The sequence below is a fragment of the Mesorhizobium sp. 1B3 genome (assembly GCF_050958605.1).
GTDB lineage: Bacteria > Pseudomonadota > Alphaproteobacteria > Rhizobiales > Rhizobiaceae.
Genome location: NZ_JBJHDO010000001.1, coordinates 636,509 through 652,243, shown reverse-complemented (window position 1 = coordinate 652,243; position 15,735 = coordinate 636,509). Strand labels below are relative to the sequence as shown.

General features: G+C 62.0%; 15 protein-coding genes. 4 read left to right on the top strand and 11 right to left on the bottom strand.

The window, feature by feature from the left end:
• Positions 1-50: 50 nt before the first annotated feature.
• A complete protein-coding gene (locus ACCO56_RS03055) occupies positions 51-1,388 on the bottom strand; it encodes a tetratricopeptide repeat protein (protein ID WP_433637485.1) in 1,338 nt (445 codons plus the stop codon).
• Positions 1,389-1,753: 365 nt separating this feature from the next.
• Here ACCO56_RS03055 and ACCO56_RS03050 point away from each other — a divergent pair, with 365 nt between their 5' ends.
• Positions 1,754-4,216 (top strand): autotransporter outer membrane beta-barrel domain-containing protein, encoded by a 2,463-nt coding sequence (locus ACCO56_RS03050; RefSeq protein WP_433637483.1) that lies wholly within the window; start codon positions 1,754-1,756, stop codon positions 4,214-4,216.
• Here ACCO56_RS03050 and ACCO56_RS03045 read toward each other — a convergent pair.
• Positions 4,200-4,520: a hypothetical protein gene (locus ACCO56_RS03045; RefSeq protein ID WP_433637481.1), complete on the bottom strand. Its 321-nt coding sequence runs from the start codon at positions 4,518-4,520 to the stop codon at positions 4,200-4,202. The genes ACCO56_RS03050 and ACCO56_RS03045 overlap by 17 nt on opposite strands.
• A 280-nt stretch (positions 4,521-4,800) precedes the next feature.
• Here ACCO56_RS03045 and ACCO56_RS03040 point away from each other — a divergent pair, with 280 nt between their 5' ends.
• A complete protein-coding gene (locus ACCO56_RS03040) occupies positions 4,801-6,288 on the top strand; it encodes a hypothetical protein (RefSeq protein WP_433637479.1) in 1,488 nt (495 codons plus the stop codon).
• Between the two features lie 46 nt (positions 6,289-6,334).
• On the opposite strand, the gene ACCO56_RS03035 is transcribed toward ACCO56_RS03040, so the two are convergent.
• From ACCO56_RS03035 to ACCO56_RS03025, 3 genes are all read right to left on the bottom strand, one after another.
• Positions 6,335-7,540, bottom strand: a complete 1,206-nt coding sequence (locus ACCO56_RS03035) for an NnrS family protein (RefSeq protein ID WP_433637478.1) — start codon at positions 7,538-7,540, stop codon at positions 6,335-6,337.
• Between the two features lie 84 nt (positions 7,541-7,624).
• Positions 7,625-8,068, bottom strand: a complete 444-nt coding sequence (locus tag ACCO56_RS03030; RefSeq protein ID WP_433637476.1) for a pseudoazurin — start codon at positions 8,066-8,068, stop codon at positions 7,625-7,627.
• Positions 8,069-8,160: 92 nt separating this feature from the next.
• The gene (locus ACCO56_RS03025; RefSeq protein ID WP_433637474.1) at positions 8,161-8,781 is read right to left on the bottom strand and encodes a cytochrome-c peroxidase; all 621 of its coding nucleotides are present in this window, start codon (positions 8,779-8,781) and stop codon (positions 8,161-8,163) included.
• A 175-nt stretch (positions 8,782-8,956) separates the two neighbouring features.
• Here ACCO56_RS03025 and ACCO56_RS03020 point away from each other — a divergent pair, with 175 nt between their 5' ends.
• Positions 8,957-9,736 carry a response regulator gene (locus tag ACCO56_RS03020; protein ID WP_433637472.1) on the top strand — a complete coding sequence of 260 codons (780 nt, stop codon included), beginning with the start codon at positions 8,957-8,959 and terminating at the stop codon, positions 9,734-9,736.
• 81 nt (positions 9,737-9,817) lie between these two features.
• Positions 9,818-10,927 carry a CapA family protein gene (locus ACCO56_RS03015; protein WP_433637471.1) on the top strand — a complete coding sequence of 370 codons (1,110 nt, stop codon included), beginning with the start codon at positions 9,818-9,820 and terminating at the stop codon, positions 10,925-10,927.
• A 90-nt stretch (positions 10,928-11,017) separates the two neighbouring features.
• Here ACCO56_RS03015 and ACCO56_RS03010 read toward each other — a convergent pair whose 3' ends face one another.
• The 6 genes from ACCO56_RS03010 to ACCO56_RS02985 all read right to left on the bottom strand — a co-directional run bounded on the left by ACCO56_RS03010 (position 11,018) and on the right by ACCO56_RS02985 (position 15,647).
• Entirely contained in the window at positions 11,018-11,344 is a 327-nt protein-coding gene (locus ACCO56_RS03010; RefSeq protein ID WP_433637469.1) for a cupredoxin domain-containing protein, read from the bottom strand.
• 11 nt (positions 11,345-11,355) lie between these two features.
• Positions 11,356-11,877 (bottom strand): DUF4142 domain-containing protein, encoded by a 522-nt coding sequence (locus ACCO56_RS03005; protein WP_433637467.1) that lies wholly within the window; start codon positions 11,875-11,877, stop codon positions 11,356-11,358.
• A gap of 91 nt (positions 11,878-11,968) precedes the next feature.
• The gene (locus ACCO56_RS03000; protein WP_433638318.1) at positions 11,969-12,613 is read right to left on the bottom strand and encodes an RNA polymerase sigma factor; all 645 of its coding nucleotides are present in this window, start codon (positions 12,611-12,613) and stop codon (positions 11,969-11,971) included.
• A gap of 248 nt (positions 12,614-12,861) precedes the next feature.
• Complete coding sequence (locus ACCO56_RS02995; RefSeq protein ID WP_433637465.1) at positions 12,862-13,629, bottom strand: pentapeptide repeat-containing protein; 768 nt, start codon at positions 13,627-13,629, stop codon at positions 12,862-12,864.
• Between the two features lie 255 nt (positions 13,630-13,884).
• Entirely contained in the window at positions 13,885-14,655 is a 771-nt protein-coding gene (locus ACCO56_RS02990) for an SDR family NAD(P)-dependent oxidoreductase (protein WP_433637463.1), read from the bottom strand.
• Positions 14,652-15,647, bottom strand: coding sequence for an ABC transporter permease (locus tag ACCO56_RS02985; RefSeq protein ID WP_433637460.1), 996 nt, complete (start codon positions 15,645-15,647; stop codon positions 14,652-14,654). The genes ACCO56_RS02990 and ACCO56_RS02985 overlap by 4 nt, the downstream gene beginning before the upstream one ends.
• Between the last annotated feature and the right edge of the window lie 88 nt (positions 15,648-15,735).

Genomic DNA, 15,735 nt, shown 5'->3' with positions numbered 1-15,735 from the left:
GGTCACCCAGCTCTCTTCGCAGATTTTTTTCGCCGTCCGTAATAAATAGATCAGGCAGAAGGCTGCATGGAAGCGATCGCGGCCGCGCGCTTCACCAACAGCTGCGAAAGTGGGCTGTCCGGACGAGCGGCGAAACGTTCCGCCGAAAGGGCAGTGGCAAGCTGGGCCATCCCGGCGCGGAACGCCGCCTCGATCAGCGTCAGGTCGATCACATCGCGCTGCGCGTGGCTGCCGCCGAAACGATGGGCGATCGACCGTATGGGCCGCAGCAGCCGCACGGTCTCGGCGAAATTGCCCTCGCCAAAGGCTCTGATCGCCAGCGTCACGGGGTGACCGACGTCGTGGGTAAAGGCGGCATTGTCGCCGCCGCTCTCCATCGCCACGCGCTGCGCTTCGATGAGAGTGGCGGCAAGATCGCTTCGGCCAGCGCCGACGAACGCCATCATCGCGTGGGCATCGTTGAAGGCGTAGTTGGCGGACTTCGCCTTGGGCGCCCAGTTCTCGGCGAGCGCCGCCCAGCGCCCTCCGACGTCGACACCGCCAAGATGGAGGCGCCAGAGGATCGCCGAAGCATCGACCATATTCAGCGCGATCGTGGAGCGCGAACCGAAGATCGGTCCGTCATAGAGCGACAGGACCTCGTCGATCTCGCCCAGATCGTAGTGGAAGAGCGCGAGATGCCACCAATTGTGAACCTGCAGGAAGCTTTCCCTGGACCAGGCGTCGGGATTGGCGCGCATCCAGGCTATGCCGTCGCGCTGCCGGCTCTGCATTTCCATGACATGGGCGACAGCATGCTGGGCCCAGCCGTCGCGCGGCTCGATCTCGGTCGCACGCCGTCCCAACGCCTCCGCGCGAACATAGTCGCCCATTTCCTCGAAGCCGAATGCCTGCATGCCCAGCATGGCGTGGTAGCCGGGCATGGCTTCATCCCAGGCGGGCAACGCGCGCGCAAGGCGATCGCGCAGCATGCGCGCATTGCCGGTGAAGAAGTCGATCTGGTGACCGGCCTGCAGGGCCAATGCGTCGCGGGGCATCTCGATCGTCAAGTCTTCCAGCAGCGCGGCGGCGTCGTGCCAGCGCCCCCGCCCCAGATGGCCGAGCGCCGCCACATGGGCGCGCTCCCGCGCAGTTCCGCCAAGCTCGACGGCAGCGGCATGGCAATCCAAGGCAACGGCCGTCGCCTCGCGTTCGGTAGCCAGTCCGAACAGATACCCCTTGAAGGCATGCGCCATGACGAAGCCCGGCGACGTTGCAATAGCCGCATCGATCGTGGCGACAGGGTCACCGACGAAACACTGGAGCTCGTGCACCGCCCGATCGTAAAGGACTGCGCTGGCCTCCGTCGCGCCGGTCAGTGGTAGACCAAGGCAGTCCCTGATTGCCATCAAAAAGGCTCCTGAAGCTCGCGCGCCCAGCGAAGAAAGGTGCAGCCTAACGCCGCCGGGTGCCCGCCGCCAAGCCATCCAGCGGGCATTGCTGACGAACTGCGGCGAATCGGTCGCACGGTCGGGCCATGTTTTGTTAAGCCGCAACCGGGCATTGCACCATTTTCCAGATTATGGCCATATCGTGGCGGGGACGGCGGTGGGCGTTTCACCTCGCGACGAGCGATCGCGCGAGGATGAGCGTATCGCCAAGGACGATTATGAGAATTTCAAGGACGGATCCTTTCGCCCGCCCGGTCTCCGCATCCCCCCTAATCACAAGACAATTGAGGCAAACGACCCTCCTCACTTCCACCGGCGTCTGCATGCTGTTGCTTGCGGCCGCGCCCGCCTCTGCCACCTGCACGTTCGCGCCGGGCCCTGGCGACAGCAGCTACGTCTGCGACAGCGGCGTCTCCGCCGGAGGACTCACGGATATGGATGGCAACAATACGCTCACCTTTCCCGCCGCCGGTTCCGGTACGCTGAACGGCAACGTCGTCTTCGGGGCAGGCAGGGATCGGATAGAGATGCAATCGGGAACCATCGCAGGTACGGTGGATCAGGGCCAAGGTGACGACAGCTTCGTCATCGGCGGAGGCGCCGTCGCTGGGAACATCCAGCAGGGGGCTGGCCTCGATAGTTTCCACATGACCGGCGGCACGATCCAATCGCTCAACCAGGGCGAAAACCTCGACGATTTTTTCATGTCGGGAGGCCACATCATCGATTTCGTCGAGGATGGCGACCGGGCCGTGATGACAGGAGGCCGTGTCGGCCGCGTCGACATGAAAGCCGCCGACAATCTGTTCGACATGTCGGGAGGCACGATCGACCGCAATCTCGTCGCGGGCTTCGGCAACGACACGATCATCCTGTCGGGCGGCACGATCGGCGGCAACATCAGCGTCAGCGCAGGCACCGACAGCGTGACCATCACCGGAGGTTCGGTCGCCGGCGACGTGTTGATGAGCACCGGCGCCGATACGTTCACCTGGGACGGCGGCGGTACTGTAGCGGGCACGGTGGATCTCGGCCAGGACGACGACACTGCAACCTTGCGCAATCTCGGCGCCGGTCAGATCGGCGGGACGGCGACCTTGACCGGCAATCTCGGCAATGATCGGCTGACCTTCGATAATGTCGCCACGGCCGGGATCGCCCGCTTCCAGAATTGGGAGACGATCGGCGCGACAAACGGTACGGCGCTCACCTTCGACGGCAATCTCGTGCTGGGCGACAGCGGCAGCGGAACCGGCGCGGTCGCTGTGGACGCCTCTAGCACGCTTCTCGGCGGGCAGGCCAATGGCGGTATTGCGGCTTTCACAGCCGGTCGACTCGCCAATGTCACCAATGCCGGACTTATCGACCTGACCAATGGCGGATCGAGCGCGACCGACACCTTCACCATCGCCGGCAACTATAGAGGCGACGGCGGGTCGTTGCTGCTCCAGACAGAGCTTGGCGGCGACGCCTCACCATCCGACAAGCTGGTGATTTCAGGCGGAACGGCATCCGGCTCAACCAGCATCGGAATCGTCAATGTCGGCGGCAGCGGCGCCCCCACGGAAGCAAACGGCATCCTGGTGGTGGAGGCCTTGGGTGGAGCCATCACGGCGCCCGGAGCGTTCTCGCTCAACGGCTCAGTAGCGGCGGGCGCCTACGAGTACCTGCTGTTCCGGGGCGGCACGACCGCCGGGGTCGGCGAAAACTGGTACCTACGATCCGCCCTGGTGCCGACGGTGGACCCGACGGAGCCATCCGCTCCCCCTATGCTCCCGGACCCGATAGTGCCCCCTACTCCTGGCGCCACTCGGGTCGAAGGAGAATTCGTGCCGCTCTATCGCATCGAAACGGCTGCGGATGCCGTTGTCCCACCGGCCGCATATTACCTGGAAATGGCGACGCTCGGCACGTTCCACGAGCGGCGCGGCGAGCAGAGCCTGCTGCAGAGCGCCGGCTGGATGCCGGCCACCTGGGCACGCATGTTCGGCCAGGACACGGAGGTGAAATGGTCGGGAACCGTCGCGCCCACCTTCGACGGCTCGCTCGCCGGCTTCCAAGCCGGCTTCGACATCTACGGTTCCGAGTCGCCTTCCGGCCATTACGACCGGGCCGGCTTCTTCGTCGGTTACGCACGTATGAGCGGCGATCTGCGCGGCCAGGCCCTCGGCTGGAACGACTATGCAGTCGGAAGCCTGGGGCTGAGCGGCACCAGCATCGGCGGCTACTGGACCCATGTCGGGCCGGGCGGCTGGTATCTCGACGGCGTGATGATGGGCACCTGGTATAATGGCAGCACCACCTCCTCGCGCCATGTCGCCATCGATCTCGACGGGACCGGCTTTACCGCCTCGCTGGAAGGCGGCTATCCCATTGCGCTGACGCCAGGCTGGACGCTGGAGCCGCAGGCCCAGATCATATGGCAGACAACCTCCTTCGATGATCGCCATGATGGTTTTTCGACCGTCGTTTTCGACAATGAAAGCGACTTCACCGGTCGTATCGGCCTGCGCCTCCAGGGCGACATGCCGGATGGCGGGGTCCCGATGAAGCCTTATCTCAAGACCAATCTCTGGCACGGCTTCGGCAGCGACCAGGGTCTCGACCTCGGCGGCGATCCGATCATCACCGAGTTGGATGGAACCTCCTTGGAACTAGGCGGCGGCGTGGTAGCCAATTTGACCGACAAGGTAAGCCTGCACGTCACCGGCGACTACACCACCAATCTCGGCGGCGAGAAGCGCAGGATCCTCGAAGGCAATATCGGCCTCACTGTGAAGTGGTGAGGTGCCGGGTTTCCGGAGTGCCTGTGCACATGGAGGGGCGCTCCGGGCCGGCTGCTTCCTGATCGATGTAGTCCACGCAGCAGGCGCCTCGCCTCATCGGGTGAGGCTGTCGCGGGGTCGACGCCCAATTGACGAGGCGAGCGGCGATCTCGCCCACCAATTGCGGAAGCAGTGACCTGAATCCCTGCATCACCCGACGCGGCCATGGCTTATCCTGGTCGGCACGCTGCACCGCATCGCGCTGAAAAACACCCAGCTCGCTGATGCCTCGGTCCACAACATCCGGCTGCTGCGCATTGCGCATTGCGCCCTGCTGCCCTCGTTAATGGTGGCCGAGGACAAGGAAGCGCTTTCGGCTGCCGAACCGTTGCACCGAACATATACAGATTGTCCACTTGACTTCAGCAATGGGCTGATGAGCGCGTTCATTTTCGCTGAGGTTCTCGGTGAAGTGCCAGTCAAACGAACTGCTAGAAAACTCACGTCCCCATGAGATAAGAATTTTTAATATCGGCCGATCTCATTTCCCATCATACTTGTCTGGAGGGCATTGATTGCGATTCTACCAGAACGGGAGGAGATAGATGTTTGTGCCAGTGCCCTTCGCAATTCAGCGGGGCTATTATACACGTGCCTTCGAATGGAACGGCCTCTACGTCGTTTCGGGCCCCGAGGTTCAGTCACTGAGCCTGATGACGGCAGCAGAGACCGCCTTCAACATGCTTCGCCATCGGCCGGATCTTGCCGGACTACTTGTGCAGGACAGGTCGCGTGTCGCCATCACGCCTCAGGGCGACTCGATCGTCGCGCTGCCCGAATTCCGCGATCTCGATGGCGAATTCACATCCGACGGGCGGCCGTGGAACCAGGTCACCGGTATTGCCGGGTACGACAACGGCTACATTGCGGCCAATGGAGAGTCTAACGTCCTGTCTCTGCCGAACGATCCTTACCGGGGCCAGGAGAACATCACGCTCCATGAATGGGCACATGTCATCCACATGGGCGCGATCAACAAGGTCACGTCTCTCGCCGATGAACTGACTGACGCCTTCAACGATGCCATGGCCGCCGGGCTTTGGAGCGGCACCTTCGCCAGTTCCAATGTGCTCGAATATTTCGCTGTGGCGACCGAGGCTTTCTTCGATTTCACACGTGAGCCCGACTCCTGGGTCAACCACGTGAACACCCGGGCAGAATTGGCCCAATATGACCCGCAACTCTTTGCCTTCATGGTGAAAATCTACGGTAACGACAACTGGCGCGACGGCGACTGGATCGGCGACGACAGTGCGGATGTGCTCAAAGGCTTGACGACCGCGGACCTGATCTTCGGCCTTGGCGGTAGCGACACTATCTCCGCCGGAGGCGGCAACGACAAGGTTTATGGCGGTACCGGCAACGACACGCTCGACGGCGGCCCCGGCAACGACACCCTGCGCGGGGAAACAGGGAACGACATCTATTTGGTGGGGTCGAGCGGCGATCGTACCATCGAAGCCGCAGGTGGCGGCACCGACACGGTGCGAGCCTCCGTGACCTGGACGCTCGGCACCGAGGTGGAACGGCTCGAATTGGCAGGCATCGCCAATCTGAACGGAACCGGCAACAGCCTGAACAACACGCTTGCCGGCAACGGCGGCAACAACCGGCTGAATGGCGCCGGCGGCAATGACACCGTAAACGGCGGTGCGGGCAATGACACCATTAATGGCGGTAGCGGAGATGACAGGCTCATCGGAGGGCCGGGCGCGGATTCATTCATCTTCACCACTCCACTCAATGCCGGGACCAACGTCGACAGGATTTCCGATTTCGTCCCCGCGCTCGACACGCTGCTGTTGGAGAACGCCGTGTTCACTGCATTGAAGACGGTGGGCGCGCTGGCGACCGCGAGTTTCTGGAAAAGCACGGCCGGCGTCGCCCATGACGCGACCGACCGCATTATCTACGACACCGACAGCGGCGGGCTTTCCTACGATGCCGACGGCGATGCAGCGGGCGCTGCGACCCAATTCGCGGTGCTGGCACCGAACCTGGCCCTGACCAATACGGATTTTGTCGTGATCTGATGATGGTTCCCGTGCATTCGACCGGATACACGGGTTCCAGTCTTGTTCAAACAGCCGCGGGATTGGGCCGCCGAGGCTGCAGGCGGGGCCGCGTCAGGGCACCGCCATAGAGGCAGGCATAGCCCAGGAATGCCAATGTCCAGGCCGCAGCGGAGACGTGCAGCAGTACGGGCACACCCGGCAGGAAAGCGGCAGCGATACGCAGTATCCCCGCCATGACGACGGCCGCGAAGGCCAGACATGTGCCGTTGCCCGCCCGCAATGGCCGCCCTGTATGTCCCAGTGTCGCCCGGGCCATAACGGCCAGGGTCATCGAACCTATCGCACCGACACCAAACGCATGGAAGCCCGCCGCTGGCGGAACCGTCTCCGGCAGGAGAGCGCCAAGTCCGGTCAGGAGGAAGCCGGCCGGCACGAAGAGATATGCGACATGCAGGATCAGAACCAGCGGATCGCGCAGCGTCCTGTCACCGGCCCAGCGTGAGAGCCTCGCCGCATTGAAGACGCCGGCCGGGAGCAATGCCGCCCCGCTTGCCGGATGATCGGGAAAGCAGGTCCAGGCAGCGAGCGAGAGAGCAGAAAGGGCGAGCGTCACGACGTCGAAGCGGTTGAAGGGGATTGGGAGCCGTCCCGGATTCTCCCGAACGAGCCAGTTACGGGTAAAGCTCGGAATGATGCGGCCGCCAATGATCATGATGAGCAGGATCGTCGCCCCGATCCCGAGTCTTCGCCCGATATCGGCAGCACCTTGGGAATGCGCCTCGATGTGGAAGATCACATTGGCAAGGAATAGGACAACGACCGGCACCAGCACCTTGAGGTTCCGCCAATTACGGCCTGCAACGATTTCGATCGCCGCGGCGGCGGCCACGGCAAGCAGAAACAGGTTGTCGATGGCTGCCGCCGCCAGCCAGCCGATATCGGCCGAGAAAAACACAGCAAAACGCCCAGCCAGCCAAAGAAGCGCGAGAACAAGCAGAGGGAGCCCCTGGACGGGCAACCGGCCGGTCCAGTTCGGAATGGCGGTAAGCAGAAATCCGGTCACGATCGCAGCGACGTAACCGAACAGCATTTCGTGGACATGCCAATCCACGGGCGCGAATTCGCTCGCCGTTTCCAGCCGACCGTAGAGCATGGGCAGCCAGAACAGGATCGCGATCCCCGCGTAAAGCGCGCCGAGCAAAAAGAAGGGCCGAAACCCGTAGGAAAGAATCGCGGGGTAGTTGCCGGGACGGACACGAGGAATAGCCATGGAGAGGCGCCCCTTTCATGGGGAAAGGCCGGGCAGACCGTCCGCCCGGCCGACTTGAAGATGTAGCGGCGAGATCGCCAAGGGTCAGTTGCCTGCTGGAACCTGCGCCAACAAAGCCTCGAACACTTTCTTGGCCTTGCCGGTCTGCTTGACCGCCTTTGCCTGTTCGAGGTTGGCCGGCTTGCCGACGACGATCAGCGCCACCATGCCCATGCCGTAATGCGGTGTGCATTTGACGCCATAGACACCTTCCTTGTCGAGGGTCACGGTGACCTGCTCGTTCATCTTACCCTTGAAAGGCGTGGCATCCTCGGGGATCATGCCCTTTATGCTTTCGGCGTCGTGGGATTTGTCGGTGGGTACGAAGGTGACGGTATCGCCGGGTGCTGCGGCGATGAAATCGGGCTGGAACACCATGGAGCCCTTCTCGCCCTTGTTCAGCATCTGGACCTGGTGATCGGCGGCCTGCGCGGTGCCGGCCAGAAGGGCGGCCGCGAAGGTGGCGGCAATCACGATTGTACGGTTCATGGTCTTGTCCTTTGTCCTGCTTCACGGCTCCAGCCGTTGCCTCTCCCTTATGGCGGAGCCGCACTGGCAACTTTGATCTTGCGCAAACTTGATCAGGATTTCAGGATTTGCGCGAGAGCGCGGCGCGTTGCCCTAAATAGCCGATATCCTTGCTCTTCCTCCGCCGTGAGGGCGTGGCGCTCACCTTTTAGATAATGGTCGAAGCGGGCGTTGGGCGTGGCGAGCGACCGCTGAAAGGCGGCGAGCGCGTCGAGGACCGTCGTGCGGTCGGGCGCAGTGCCATAGAGCGCGCTGAACCGAGCGGCATAGTCTGGATCAGAGCGCAGTTCCGGCAGCAACTCTTCCCAACTCGTATTCATCAGCCTGTCGTCGAGCAGCACCGCCTCGTTCTGCTCCTCGATAGTGCGGAAATTGCCGCGCCAGTTCAGGCGAAAACTCAAAAACGCGTTGAAGACAGTAGGCGAATTGAAGTCGAGCAAGCCCCCTTCCGCCGCTGCCGAGCGGACCTGGCCATCGTCCCCGCTGAGGTCGAGCCTATGACAGGAACCGCAGGCGATAGCATTGTCATGCGATAGCCGGGCATCGTTGAACAGGCTCTCGCCAAGCGCGATTTTTCCCTGGTCGGGAATTTCCGCGGCGACTATCGGAGTAATCGGCTCCTCGGCTGGAGGGGCAGTCTGGCCGATCACTGCCGCCGCAAACGGCACCGTCATTACAAAGCAAAACGGAACCAAAAACGCCGCCCGAGCCTTATCGTTGCGAACCATCGGCGAGCCTGTTCCGCGGCATTCGACCGCAAAAATCGTGGCGACCAATAAACCGCCCAAAAATCTTTGTTTAATAAGGCAATCGCCCTGTCATGGGTTCCACGCTTGCAGGCGACCTGACATGTCAGCCGGACAAGACACTCGTCACGAAGAGCAGTCAGAAGGCAGGATTGCGCCGGTAACGGCGGCGAGACATATCCTTGTCGTCGATGACGATTCTGACATGCGCGATATGCTCGCAACTTACCTGGAGAGCGAACATTTCAGCGTTACAGCCGTCGCCAATCGCGAGGCCATGTCGGCGGTGCTCGCCGCCAAATCCGTGGATCTGATAATTCTCGACATGAGGCTCGCCGACGAGGACGGGCTCGACATCCTGCGCGAGCTCGGCAGTCCGCCGGAAGCACCGATTATCATCGTCACGGGGCACAGGCGGGACGAAGCAGACCGCGTCGTCGGGCTGGAACTCGGGGCAGACGATTACATCACGAAGCCGTTCAGCCTCAGGGAACTGCTTGCGCGTGTTCGAGCCGTATTGCGTCGATCTGAGGCGGCGCGGCAGCGTTCGCCCGGCAAAAAGCGGACACGCTATCGCTTCGGCGGCTGGGAACTCGCCATGCGGACGCGGCGCCTGACATCGCCGACAGGCGAGGCCATCCCTTTGACTGCCGGAGAGTTCAATCTCCTGGCAGCCTTTCTGCAATCGCCGCAGCAGATTCTGAGCCGGGAGCAGCTTCTCTCCGCCAGCCGGGTGCACGACGAAGAGGTGTTCGACCGCAGCATCGACGTGCAGATACTGCGCCTGCGCCGCAAGCTGGAGGTCAACCCCAGCGAGCCTAAGCTCATCGTGACGGAGCGTGGCGTCGGCTATGTGCTCGCGACCACTGTCGAAGTCCTCTGACGAGGCCGCGAAGGGGATACCGGCCCAACATGCACGGGGCCGCAGCCACGTCCGAGCCACCAGAAATGGGACTTTTCCTCGATGAGGCTTTTTCTGTGCGGAGATGTAATGACCGGCCGCGGCATCGACCAGATCATGCCGCATCCGTCCGATCCCATTCTTTATGAAAACTACCTCCGCTCGGCAGCTGACTACGTGAAGCTGGCGGAACGCCGTTCAGGCCCGATCCCAAGAGCAGTTCCCTTCGACTATATATGGGGCGACGCGCTTGGCGAGATCGACCGACGCGAAGCCGATCTGCGGATCATAAATCTCGAAACCAGTATCACGGCCGACGGGGTGCCCGAACCAAAGGGCATCAATTATCGGATGCATCCCGATAATCTGGGCTGCCTCACAGTCGCGGAGATCGATTGTTGCGTCCTTGCCAACAACCATATTGCGGATTGGGGGCCAGCCAGCCTCGAGGATACACTGCGCGCACTGCAAGCGACCGGACTTGCCACCGCCGGCGCTGGGCTCGACCCCGATAGCGCCGCGCGCCCTGCCGTGCTCGACGCACGACCGGGCAAGCGGTTGCTGGTGTTCGCCTTCGCATGTCCGTCGAGTGGAATTCCAGCCCACTGGGCAACAGAAAGGGAGCGGCCCGGCGTCAACTTCCTCGCCGATCTCAGCGCCGGCGCGCTCATCGCCATTGCCCGATGGATCGACGAATGGCGTCGCCCTGGCGACATAGTCTTGGTTTCAATCCATTGGGGTCCCAATTGGGGCTATGAATTGCCGGGGCAGCACAGACGTTTCGCTCACGGCCTGATCGACCGCGCCGGAGTCGATGTCATACACGGGCACTCTTCGCATCATCCCTTGGCTGTCGAGATCCATGACGGAAGGCCGATCTTCTATGGGTGCGGTGACTTCATCAGCGATTATGAAGGGATCACCGGGCACGAAGCGTTTCGCCCCGACCTTGCGCTGGCCTATTTCGTCGATCTGGACGATGCGAGCAACAAGGTGCGCCATATCGAAATGGTGCCGTTCCGGATGCGGCGATTTCGGCTCGTGCGAGCTTCGGCGGCGGAAGCTGTCTGGCTCTGGCGAACCATGGCTCGCGAGTGCCTGCGTTTTGGTCGGAATATTCGCCTGAGCGAGCAGAGCACGCTCATACTGTCGGAAGCGGCGAGCGGATCTTAGACGAGCGTGGACCGGGGACCGCTTCGTCCACACCACGCGAGCGCGCATGATGCCGCCTCCGACAGACGCCGAGATCGTGCCGGTTATGGCCTAATCGGACTCGACGGTAAGCCTGCCCTTCATGTTCGGATGGAAGCGGCAGTAGAAATCCACCGCCTCCGCCTGGTCGAGCTGCTGGGTCACCGTTTTCTTCGCGGGTATCATAACCTCCCACGCGCCTTTCACTGTTGCGGTATGGGCAATAGGATCCTTGTTGATCCACTCGATCGTATCGCCGACAGTGGCAGTTATGACGGCAGGAGAGAATGTCAGCCTGTCGATGGTGACCCGGATGGTCTCAGCCCGTGCTTGGGCGCCGGCGCCGCATATGGGCAAGATCAATATGATGGCAAGCCAAAGGCGACGCCGAGTGGACATGGCATGCTCCTCTATTTCAGCTCGGCGGCCACATGCTCGGCATGAGCCTGATGACCCTGGAACAGCTTCAGCCCGGTTTCCAGCAGGCTCTTCAGTTCCGCGTTCTCGGCCGACGGGATGAGCAGCGTCTCGAGCGCGTCATTCACCTGTTTGTGATATGCGACCTCGTTTTCGATATAGGCCTTATCGAAAGCGGCGCCGTCGAGTCCGGCCAGTTCGTTACGCTTCTTGGTCGCCGCTTGCGTCAACGCCTTGCTGGTATCGTTGTCCTCGGGTGTGACCTTGAGCTTCTTGACGAGATCGAGGGCCTGGACATTTACCGCCTCGTGATCACGGATCATGCCGTTGGCGAATTCCTCAACGGCCGGGGTCTTCGACTTCTCGACAGCAAGCTTTGCGGTCTCGATATCGATGACGCCTGCCGTATAGGCGATGTGAGCGATTTGCGGGTCGGTGGGCTTGTCCTGCGCCTGGACTGGGGCGGCACCCAGAAGGCACAGGACGGCCAGTGCCGCCAACGATCTTGCGGGCATAAGCATCTCCTCTTATCGGGGCATCGGAAGCCCCGGAATGTTATCGGTTGACGTCGATTGGATGCCACCCGGAGGAAAACGTTCCCGAGAATCAGCCGGGAAAATCCAGTCGCCTTAGGACAGCCCCGGTCAGCCGGTCGCAGCGGCGACCCGCAAATGGAAAAGCGTCGAGCAGGATAGGACCGATCTTCGCGTCGAGCTCCTTCCGGAGCAGAGCACGGGCGCGATGCAGACGCGTCTTCACCGTCTGGGGACGCAGCCCAAGCAGTTCGGCTGTCTCCTCCATGCTCATTCCTTCAATCACTCTGGCCACGAAGACTGTTCGAAAGGCGTCGGGGAGATTGTCGGTCGCCTGCTCGACCAGTTGCAGAATCTGACGCTGCGCCATCCTACGCTCCGGATCGATGTCGTCGGGGCTCAGCGGGAAGCGGATGATCTCGGCTTCGGTCGCACCCGCTGACATAAGGCCGGCTCCTTCTGCCCGTCGCTTCCTGCGCAGCCGCCCGAGGGCCTCATTGATGGTGATCCGCGAAAGCCACGTCGAGAGGCTCGAAGCACCCCGGAAAGCATCCAGATGCGAGAAAGCCCGCATATATGCTTCCTGCACGACATCTTCGGCCTCGGCATCGTCCCGCACAACGCCACGAGCGATACGATAGAGCCGCTGGTTGTTCCGTCTCATGATTATCCGAAACGCCTCTCGGTCGCGCGCGAGAGCCCGCGACACCAGATCCATTTCGTCAAACCCCACATCCGATACCTGCGTCCCGGCTTCCCTTGCGAGCATTGGCGATCTCCTTCGGCTCATTGGATGCCGCTTGGGAAATAACGTTCCCGATCCCATCCTATTCCTGCGCCGACAGACGCGATCGTCATAGCCGATCAGTCATCACGAGTCGTCCATCAGCAAGGCTCGACGATTCCAGTGCCCTGGAGAAGGCGGATCACTCCAGTGTCTGTATCGCCATCCGGAACGCGTTCGCGTCACTCGAACGAACAGGGCCAACTGGCCGGCATCGTCAAACCGGGCGGCAGCTTGGTCTCGGCATCGCCGCAAGCTATGTCGACTTGCGCCTGTTCAAGGCCCGAGGCGGCCGACAAGTCGAGGCCTTCGATCCTGGTCAGGAACATGAAGGCTTTGCCAAAGTCGATCGGCCCTTCGAAAATCGCACCGCTCAGATCGGCTCGGGCAAGGTTTGCCAGCGGAAACCGGACCCCGCTCAGCACGGCCTTGTTGAAATTCGCGCGTCCGAGCTCGGCCTTCTCGAAGAGCACACCGTTAAGACGCGCCTCGCTGAAGTCGGAACGCTGCAGCTCGGCACTGGCAAATGACGCGCCTTCGGCAGAAACGCCTGCGAAATTGCTGCGATAGCCCTCGACTTTGGCGAAGTTGGCTTTTTGCGCGCTGGCGCCGGCAAGCGACGTTCGTACGAGGGTGGCGCCTTGGAGATTTGCCGAATTGAGGTTTGCTTCCCTGAGATCGGTGGCGCTGAAGTTGGTGCCGGTAAGATTGGCACCTTCGAGATCACCTCCCCGAAGCACGATGTTGCCCTTGTTGCAGTCACTCCAATCCGTCCCTGGCTCAGGAGCCGTCATGCAACGCTGCTCGGCAGCGGCGCCCCCTGCAAAGAGGAAGGCCGAAATAGCCAAAGCCGCGCCCCGGAGAGAGACGGATGCGGCCGCGGCTCCCCTCGCCCGCGGGGCGCGGCTCCTCTCATGGGCGCCATTGTCAATGCCATCATGAATTTCCATCGTGCTGCTCCGAGATCCTTGTCGCATCCGAACCGTTCAAACGGGATTGCCGCCGGTATGACAGAAGTTGTGTTGAAGAACATCGTATCGATCAAGCACCTCTGGAACATGCCTTAAATGACATGCAGGTGAATAGGATCCATCACAGGCTCGGCACCGCCGCGATTGATTCGACAAGCGACGGCAAGCCGCGACGCTACTGATGATCGACTTTACCACTCGACACCTCGAATTAGCCGCGGCGCAAATCGACGATCATGGCGGCAGGAGATGAAAGTCTGCCCCTTCGGGCAGCAGCTGTCCGCCATCGACCACGATCGTCGTGCCGGTAATGTAGCTTGCATCGTCGGAGGCGAGGAACAGGAAGGCGTTGGCGACGTCACGTGGACTGCCCAGCCGTCCGAGCGGGATCGCATCTTCCATGTTCTTGATGAAGGTCGGGCCGCGATGCATTTGAATCGCCTCGGTGAGGATGTTGCCGGGCTCGACGCCGTTCACGGTGATGCCGTAGCCGGCGAACTCCAGCGCGGCCGAGCGGATGAAGCCATTGATGCCGGCCTTCGTCGCGCCATAGTGACCGTGGCCGGGACTCGTGACATGCGGGCCGGTGATCGAGGAGGTGAAGAGCATCCGCCCCGAACCCTGGGCTTTCATCGGCGCGAGAGCAGCGCGCGCGGCGTTGAAGCAGCCGCGAAGATTGACACCCATGACACGGTCCCAATCCTCGGGGCTGGTGTTCTCGATAAGCTGCCAGGGATAGATGCCCGCATTCTGGACAACAATGTCCAGCCGACCATGCAGCTCGAGGGCCAGCCGGACAGCAGCTTCGGCATCGGTCATCCTGGAGATGTCGGTGAGTATGAAGCCAGCGCCCAATTCCGTTGCGGTCGCCCGACCTGCTTCGTCCTCATTGTCAGCCAGCACGAGCTGCGCGCGTTCTTCCGCGAAACGTTGCGCGATGCCCTTGCCGATGCCGCGTGCGGCACCGATGATCAGGGCGACCTTGCCTTTGAGCCGTGCGGTCATGCGAGCGTTTGCCTCAATTTCTGCTTGAATGTGTCGAGGAGCACCGCCGCCAGCACCAGCAACCCGTGAATGACCTGGGTTGTGGTGGGCGGCAAACCCATCAGGTTTATAGCGGTATTGATCGAGGAGAGCAGGAGGGCGCCGGCGTAGACGCCCGGCACCGATCCGACGCCCCCCTTGAGGCTGACGCCGCCGATCACAACCGCCGCGAAGGCGTTGAACAGCAGTCCGACGCCGAGATTGGCCGTCGCGCCGGAGGTGCGGATGGCGAGCAGCCAGCCGGCCAGGCCAGCGATGGCGCCGGCAAGTATGAAGGCGATGATCAGGTTGCGGTTGACGCGAATGCCGGCTCGGAAGGTCGCTGTCTGGTTGCCGCCGATCATGACCAGATGCCGGCCGAACGGCGTCTTGGAAAGAATGAAGGAGAAGACAATGAATGAGGCTATCGCGATCCAGGCGGTCAGCGGCAGACCGAACAGCCTCTGGATGCCGAACCAGCGGATGGCCGGCGCGAGGTCCTGAGCGGAACGGCCGCCGGAGATGGCGAGCACCAACCCGCGTACCCAGATGTAGGACGCAAGCGTGATAATGAAGGCGCTCATGTCGAGCTTGACGACGAGCACGCCGTTGACGGTCCCGATCAAGGCGCCGACGAAGACGGCGATCAGCAACGAGACCGGCACCATCAGCCACTCCGGGCTCAGCGTGATGCCGAGACCGATACCGGCCGAGCAGAACAGAATGCCAACCGCCATAGCCGAGAGCGCGGCCACGGATTCGACGGAGAGGTCCATATGGCCGGCGATTATGACCAGAGCCAGGCCGATCGACATAACGCCGAGCACGCTGGAGGCTTCGATAATATTGGCGAAGATGCCGAGCTGGAAATAGTTCGGCACGAAGATCGAAAAGATCGCCAGCACGAACAGCAGCATGAACCAGACGAGGTTGTCCAGGACAAGCTCGAGGGTGCGGCGGGTGCGTGGTGTCATCGACCGTTCCGAGTTCGGTGTGGACGCTTCACCTCCGGCGATTACCGTCCGGAACGAGAGCGAAAGGAATGCCGCGGCGTTTCGGAAG

Excerpts from the sequence above, each read along its gene's own strand:
- ACCO56_RS03055 (WP_433637485.1), bottom strand. The coding sequence starts at position 1,388 with ATGGCAATCAGGGACTGCCTTGGTCTACCACTGACCGGCGCGACGGAG.
- ACCO56_RS03050 (WP_433637483.1), top strand. The coding sequence starts at position 1,754 with ATGCTGTTGCTTGCGGCCGCGCCCGCCTCTGCCACCTGCACGTTCGCG.
- ACCO56_RS03045 (WP_433637481.1), bottom strand. The coding sequence starts at position 4,520 with ATGCGCAATGCGCAGCAGCCGGATGTTGTGGACCGAGGCATCAGCGAG.
- ACCO56_RS03040 (WP_433637479.1), top strand. The coding sequence starts at position 4,801 with ATGTTTGTGCCAGTGCCCTTCGCAATTCAGCGGGGCTATTATACACGT.
- ACCO56_RS03035 (WP_433637478.1), bottom strand. The coding sequence starts at position 7,540 with ATGGCTATTCCTCGTGTCCGTCCCGGCAACTACCCCGCGATTCTTTCC.
- ACCO56_RS03030 (WP_433637476.1), bottom strand. The coding sequence starts at position 8,068 with ATGAACCGTACAATCGTGATTGCCGCCACCTTCGCGGCCGCCCTTCTG.
- ACCO56_RS03025 (WP_433637474.1), bottom strand. The coding sequence starts at position 8,781 with ATGACGGTGCCGTTTGCGGCGGCAGTGATCGGCCAGACTGCCCCTCCA.
- ACCO56_RS03020 (WP_433637472.1), top strand. The coding sequence starts at position 8,957 with ATGTCAGCCGGACAAGACACTCGTCACGAAGAGCAGTCAGAAGGCAGG.
- ACCO56_RS03015 (WP_433637471.1), top strand. The coding sequence starts at position 9,818 with ATGAGGCTTTTTCTGTGCGGAGATGTAATGACCGGCCGCGGCATCGAC.
- ACCO56_RS03010 (WP_433637469.1), bottom strand. The coding sequence starts at position 11,344 with ATGTCCACTCGGCGTCGCCTTTGGCTTGCCATCATATTGATCTTGCCC.
- ACCO56_RS03005 (WP_433637467.1), bottom strand. The coding sequence starts at position 11,877 with ATGCCCGCAAGATCGTTGGCGGCACTGGCCGTCCTGTGCCTTCTGGGT.
- ACCO56_RS03000 (WP_433638318.1), bottom strand. The coding sequence starts at position 12,613 with ATGGATCTGGTGTCGCGGGCTCTCGCGCGCGACCGAGAGGCGTTTCGG.
- ACCO56_RS02995 (WP_433637465.1), bottom strand. The coding sequence starts at position 13,629 with ATGGAAATTCATGATGGCATTGACAATGGCGCCCATGAGAGGAGCCGC.
- ACCO56_RS02990 (WP_433637463.1), bottom strand. The coding sequence starts at position 14,655 with ATGACCGCACGGCTCAAAGGCAAGGTCGCCCTGATCATCGGTGCCGCA.
- ACCO56_RS02985 (WP_433637460.1), bottom strand. The coding sequence starts at position 15,647 with ATGACACCACGCACCCGCCGCACCCTCGAGCTTGTCCTGGACAACCTC.